At 56.0% G+C, this 4,241-nt stretch carries 5 protein-coding genes; 3 read left to right on the top strand and 2 right to left on the bottom strand.

Annotated elements, in window-relative coordinates; translation table 11 throughout:
* Window positions 1-265 precede the first annotated feature (265 nt).
* The gene (locus QZ302_RS08985; RefSeq protein ID WP_294594624.1) at window positions 266-412 is read right to left on the bottom strand and encodes a hypothetical protein; all 147 of its coding nucleotides are present in this window, start codon (window positions 410-412) and stop codon (window positions 266-268) included.
* Between the two features lie 107 nt (window positions 413-519).
* Between QZ302_RS08985 and folK the strand changes: the two genes are divergently transcribed.
* The 3 genes from folK to QZ302_RS08970 all read left to right on the top strand — a co-directional run bounded on the left by folK (window position 520) and on the right by QZ302_RS08970 (window position 3,331).
* The gene (folK, locus tag QZ302_RS08980) at window positions 520-1,023 is read left to right on the top strand and encodes a 2-amino-4-hydroxy-6-hydroxymethyldihydropteridine diphosphokinase (RefSeq protein WP_294594621.1); all 504 of its coding nucleotides are present in this window, start codon (window positions 520-522) and stop codon (window positions 1,021-1,023) included.
* A gap of 89 nt (window positions 1,024-1,112) precedes the next feature.
* Window positions 1,113-1,406, top strand: a complete 294-nt coding sequence (locus tag QZ302_RS08975) for an HU family DNA-binding protein (RefSeq protein ID WP_294594619.1) — start codon at window positions 1,113-1,115, stop codon at window positions 1,404-1,406.
* 380 nt (window positions 1,407-1,786) lie between these two features.
* Window positions 1,787-3,331, top strand: coding sequence for an Rne/Rng family ribonuclease (locus QZ302_RS08970; protein WP_294594617.1), 1,545 nt, complete (start codon window positions 1,787-1,789; stop codon window positions 3,329-3,331).
* A gap of 118 nt (window positions 3,332-3,449) precedes the next feature.
* Here QZ302_RS08970 and QZ302_RS08965 read toward each other — a convergent pair whose 3' ends face one another.
* Complete coding sequence (locus QZ302_RS08965) at window positions 3,450-3,755, bottom strand: DUF3467 domain-containing protein (protein WP_294594616.1); 306 nt, start codon at window positions 3,753-3,755, stop codon at window positions 3,450-3,452.
* Window positions 3,756-4,241 lie beyond the last annotated feature (486 nt).

The raw sequence follows: 4,241 nt of genomic DNA, 5'->3' as shown, positions 1-4,241 counted from the left end.
GAAAACCGTTGGCTCGGAAGTCCGAGTAGCTGGTGCTGAGGCTCTGCGAATAGAAACCCAAGTCCAGGCCGCCGCTGCCGCTCGTGGCGGAAGACCAACTGAACCCGCTATTGCCGACGCTCACCGGTGCGCCCGAGCTCGAGTAGCGGTTGCCCGGGGCGTGCCGCTCGGCCCTCAAAAGCTGGCCGCCTCTACCCTAAACAATCAGGCCGCCTCAGTTTCAAGTTGGGGTAGAGGCTGGTAGTAAAAGACGCTGTGCGTCCGTTTATTCCGAGAGGCACCGCAACTGAAAACCGTTGGCTCGGAAGTCCGAGTAGCTGGTGCTGAGGCTCTGCGAATAGAAACCCAAGTCCAGGCCGCCGCTGCCGCTCGTGGCGGAAGACCAACAGAACCCGCTATTGCCGACGCTCACCGGTGCGCCCGAGCTCGAGTAGCGGTAGCCCGGGGTGTGGCGAACCGGTACACAAAAGCCAGGTCAGTCCGCTGTCTTCCCCCTTCTTCAAAATCCTTCACGAAACCATGACCCACCCCCATCGCGCCCTGCTCTCCCTCGGCAGCAACGCCGACGAACCCGAGAGACTGCTCGCCGCCGCCCGGCAACAGATCGCCGAGACCCTCGGCCCGATCCTCCTCGCCTCCCGAGAATACCAGACCGAACCCTGGGGCACCTTTTCCGACACCCGACCCGTGAACCCCTTCCTGAACCAAGTCCTCCTCCTCCAGACCACCGCCAGCCCCCTCCGCCTGCTCGACACCCTCCAGCAAATCGAACACCGCCTCGGCCGCCCCGCCCACCTCCCCGAGTATACCCCCGACGGACAACGCCTCTACCAGTCGCGCCCCATCGACCTCGACATCCTCTTCTACGACTCCCTCATCCTCGACACCCCACGCCTCACCATCCCCCACCCACAGATCCCCCGGCGGCACTTCGTCCTCCGCCCCGCCGCCGAAATCTGCCCCGACTTCCAGCATCCCCTTCTGAAAATCAGCCTCCAAGAGCTATTAAATTCACTTTTGTAGAACGAATCTCGATAATTTACTCTATATTTGCAATCCGTTTCGAACGTAATCGAATCATAATCATACAAATAAATAAAACGACACTCGTCATGACAAAAGCGGATATCGTAGGCGAAATCGCAAAAAGTACCGGTATCGAAAAAGTACAGGTGCAGCAAGTTGTGGAATCTTTCATGGAAAATATCAAAGACTCCATGATGGCAGGCAATAACGTCTACCTGCGCGGTTTCGGCAGCTTTATCATCAAACGGCGCGCCCAGAAAGTGGCCCGCAATATCTCGAAAAACACCACCATCACCATTCCGGCGCACAACATTCCGGCGTTCAAACCGTCGAAAACCTTTGCCGGAGAGGTGAAAGCAAAATCCATCGCGAAGAAATAATTAACCCGATTGTCAAACCTTAATCCACAGTAGTTATGCCAAGCGGTAAAAAAAGAAAACGGCACAAAATATCTACCCACAAGCGCAAAAAACGGCTTCGCAAGAACCGTCATAAAAAGAAAAAGTAGGTAGATCCTCCCTTTTGCCCGGGAAGAACCCTCACGCATACGGACAGACCGGCCCCGAGCCGCTCTCCTTTCCCGCGTCCTCTTCCCCGGCGAAGACCGACACTCGAAAACCTAAAGTCCCCGGACTATTCAGCGCGGCGGTCTTTAGGTTTCGTTTTTTCGACCCACCCCGGCTCCTCCGCCCCGCCTCCGGCACCCTCCGGATACCAAACGGCCGGACGAACCGTTTATCATATATATACGACAAACGACATGACAAAAGAGTTAGTCATCCACTCGACCGGCAGCGAGATCGAGATCGCCCTCCTCGAAGACGGGCAACTCGTCGAACTCAACCGCGAGAAGACCAAAAGCTCCTTCACCGTCGGCGACATCTACCTCGGTAAAGTGCACAAAGTGATGGGCGGACTCAACGCCGCCTTCGTCGATGTGGGATACCAGAAAGACGCCTTTCTGCACTACCTCGACCTCGGCCCCGCCTTCCACTCCCTGAACGACCTCGTCAAACACGTGAACGGCCGCCACCAGAAGATCGACTTCTCCTCCATCAAAGTGCAGAACGACCTCGGCAAAGAGGGGAAAATCGCCGGCGTGCTCAACAACGGCCAGCATATTATCGTCCAGATCGCCAAAGAGCCCATTTCGACCAAAGGGCCCCGCGTGACCAGCGACATCTCCATCGCCGGACGGCACCTCGTACTGATCCCCCTCTCCAACAAAGTGCACATCTCGCAGAAGATACGCTCCAACGAAGAGAAAAAGCGCCTCAAAGGGATCGTAGAGGGGATCCTGCCCCGGAACTACGGCGCCATCGTGCGCACCGCCGCCGAAGGGAAATCCGCCGAAGATATCGAAGCCGACATCACCCACCTCATCTCGAAATGGGAAGGAGCTCTGTCCGCCTTGCAACACGCCCAACCCCCTTACCTGCTCCTGGGCGAAGAGAGCCGGACCACCACCATCCTGCGGGATTTGCTCAACGACTCCTTCACCCACATCCACGTAGACAACGAACAGATCTTCCACGAAGTGAAGGAATACATCTCCGCCATCGAGCCCGAAGCCGAGAAGATCGTCAAACTCTACAAAGGGAACATCCCCATCTTCGACCAGTTCGACATCACCAAACAGATCAAACAGCTCTTCGGACGGACAGTGGTGTTCAAGCGGGGCGCATACTTGATTGTGGAGCACACCGAAGCGCTGCACGTCATCGACGTCAACAGCGGCAAGCGCGCCAAGAGCGACGAGACCCAGGAAGCCAACGCCCTGGAGTGCAACCTGAACGCCGTGCCGGAGATCGCGCGTCAGCTGCGGTTGAAAGATATGGGCGGGATTATCGTGATCGACTTCATCGACCTGCACACCGCCCAGAACCGAAACGCCGTGTTAGAAGCGATGCGCAAAGCGATGTCCACCGACCGGGCCAAGCACAACATCCTACCCTTGACGAAGTTCGGCCTGATGCAGATCACCCGGCAGCGGGTGCGTCCCGAGACCCAGATCGTCATCAACGAGAAGTGCCCCACCTGCCACGGGACAGGCGAGATCGCGCCCTCCGTGCTGCTCGACGCCCAGATCGAGAACCAGATCGCCTATTACGCCAAAGAGAAGCACTACAAACTGCTGACCGTTCACGTCCATCCGTACGTAGCCGCCTATATCAATCGGGGCGGTCTGTTCAGCAAGCGCGCCAAGTGGTGCGTGAAATACGGCGCAGTGATCAAAGTGATACCGAACGACTCTCTCGGGATGATCGAATACAAGTTCTACAACGCCCTGGGAGACGCCATCTGACCTCGATTCGACACACCACAGACATATGAAAACGATTCGCGGAGACTTGTATCTGATGATACAAGTCTCCGCGAACCATTTTAAGAGTAAGAGAAAGTCGTCGATGTCCTCCCGCAAATCAGCAATACGAGTTATTCCCGAACCCATTGATCGGCGGCGTATCCGGCGTGTGCATCTCGATCTTCCCCACGATACTTTCATACCGCGCCACATTCTCCTGGAGCGACAGGAGCAGCCGTTTCGCATGTTCCGGCGTAAGAATCACCCGGCTTTTGACCTGCGCCTTCGGCATTCCCGGCATCATGCGGATAAAGTCCAACACGAACTCCGACGTCGAATGCGAGATCACCGCCAGATTGGCATACGTACCCTGCGCCACCTCTTCGTTCAGTTCGATATCCAGTTCTACTTTTTGTTCGGTCATAGATAGCTTCTTTGTCGAAAGCAAAGATAGCCGAAAAAAGAAGCTGTTCGTGCCTCTTTTGGGGGAGTTTTTTCAACAATTCTTCCACACGCGACCGAGGGCGTTATTGGGGTAGAGGCTGCCAGTGGAAATGCGTAAGCATTTCCCGTCCCCGCACCCATAGGGTATTTTGTTAGGGTTATTTCTGCCTTACTAAGTGTGGCCCGCGCGGTCCGAGGCCAGTTTTAGACGGGCCAAAGCTCGACCCGCGCGCCACGCTTTAGAAGGGAAATCGTCAAAACTCGCTTGCGTGTTTTGACAAGATTTCCCCAGGCGCGCGAACTGGGTTGGGCCGTCGGCAGTTTGAGGATGCGTTAGCATCCGTCTAAAGTTTTTCTGGTTCTCTTTATTCACAAAGAGAACAGTTTGAGGCGGGACAAAGTTCAGACCGCGCGCCCCTCCTAAAGAAGCGATTCAACTCTTTTGGCGGTTAGCCAAAAGAGAATG

Origin of the sequence: uncultured Rikenella sp. (assembly GCF_910579375.1) — a bacterium.
GTDB lineage: Bacteria > Bacteroidota > Bacteroidia > Bacteroidales > Rikenellaceae > Rikenella.
Note: the sequence above shows the minus strand (reverse complement) of the source record. Positions and strands in the feature narration are given on the sequence as shown.